The sequence below is a fragment of the Actinoplanes auranticolor genome, assembly GCF_018332655.1.
Classification (GTDB): domain Bacteria; phylum Actinomycetota; class Actinomycetes; order Mycobacteriales; family Micromonosporaceae; genus Actinoplanes; species Actinoplanes auranticolor.
In genome coordinates this window covers 1-1,520 of record NZ_BOQL01000129.1, presented here as the reverse complement: position 1 = coordinate 1,520, position 1,520 = coordinate 1, and the positions used below count along the sequence as shown (strand labels likewise).

General features: G+C 68.4%; 2 protein-coding genes. One reads left to right on the top strand and one right to left on the bottom strand.

The window, feature by feature from the left end; all coding sequences use genetic code 11:
- Positions 1-307 (bottom strand): hypothetical protein (locus Aau02nite_RS45935; protein WP_212995013.1); only part of this gene is annotated, 307 nt, incomplete at its 3' end.
- Here Aau02nite_RS45935 and Aau02nite_RS45930 point away from each other — a divergent pair.
- Positions 218-1,507 (top strand): NF041680 family putative transposase, encoded by a 1,290-nt coding sequence (locus Aau02nite_RS45930; protein ID WP_281421203.1) that lies wholly within the window; start codon positions 218-220, stop codon positions 1,505-1,507. The two genes, Aau02nite_RS45935 and Aau02nite_RS45930, sit on opposite strands and share 90 nt — an antisense overlap.
- Positions 1,508-1,520 lie beyond the last annotated feature (13 nt).

Below are 1,520 nucleotides of genomic sequence, written 5' to 3'. Positions count from 1 at the left end.
GCTTCGCGTTTAACGTCGGTTGGGTGATCAGTCGCTCGGTGGAGGGACTGGCAAAGGGCGGCCACCTGCTCACTCTCTGAGGAAGAAGGCGAATCTTCTCGGGGAGGACCAGGTGGCCGTTGTTCGTAGTGTCGTGCAGGCCGGTGCTGCTGACCAGGGTGAACTTCGCCGGTTCCGGGGCGAGGTGTATGACTGTCTCGACCGGAGGGCGGACGCTTTGTTCGATCTGATCGATGGGATCTGCGCGCCGGTCACCATCGCCGGGGTGGCGTGTCTGAGTTTGGCGCCGGGTGCCCGGCGTGGTCATGGGGCTGCTTATGCGGCGGTTGCTGCGGGCCGCATCGATGAGGAACTGCTGCGTGATGTTCTGGCCGGGTATCGGCCGCAGTGGTGGCGGCCGGACTTCGCAGTCGATGCGTCGGTGTGGGCGCGTTGCGATGCTGAGTGCTCGCCCGAGCGTGGTTTCTACTACCACCCGTCGCGGCATTCGGCTGGCCAGCCGATCGTGGCGGGCTGGTGCTACTCGTGGCTGGTCGCCTTGTCGGCCGGGGCGGATTCGTGGACAGCGCCGCTGGACGCCCGTCGGCTGACGGTCGGTGACAACCCGAATATGGTCGCTGCCAGGCAGATCCGGGCGGTGCTGCCCCGGCTCGGATCGCTTCAAGAGCAGGCGTTGTTCGCCTTCGACGCCGGTTACGACCCGGTCCAGCTGTCGGTCGAGCTGGCCGGGGCCGGCACGCAGATCGTGGTGCGGGTCCGTGACGACCGCGCCTATTACACGCGTCCCGGTGCCCCCGCCGGCGGCCGGGGCGGTCGGCCGCGACGGCACGGCGCCAAGTTCGCCTGCGCTGATCCGGACACCTGGCCGGTCCCGGATGCCCGGCTCACCGCCGACGACGAGGTCTACGGAGCGGTCCAGGTGTCGGCTTGGCATCGGCTGCACCCCAAACAGCGCACCTACCGCGACGCCGACGGTTTGCGGATCGTCGAGGGCACCCTGATCCGGCTGCACGTCTCCCGGCTCCCCGGACGCCGTGACCGGCAGCCGAAGACCGTATGGCTGTGGTGGCACGGCCCGGCCGAGTCCGACCTGGACCTCGACCGGGTCTGGCACGCCTATCTACGCCGGTTCGACATCGAGCACACATTCCGGTTCGCCAAACAGACCCTGGGCTGGACCACGCCGAAGCTCCGCACACCGCAGCAGGCCGACCGGTGGACCTGGCTGATCCTGACCGCACTGACCCAGCTACGCCTGGCCCGGACCGCGGTCGCCGACCACCGGCTGCCCTGGCAGAAACCACAACCAACCGGCACACTCACGCCCGGCCGGGTCCGGCGAGGTTTCGGCCATCTACTGCCCCACATCGGCAGCCCAGCCAACGCACCGAAACCCACCCAGCCGGGCCCCGGCCGGCCCAAAGGCTCCCGATCCACGCCCGCCCAACGCCACCCAGCGATCAAGAAGACCCACGTCAAGACCCCGAAACGACGAAACCGACGTTAAACGCGAAGCTAAG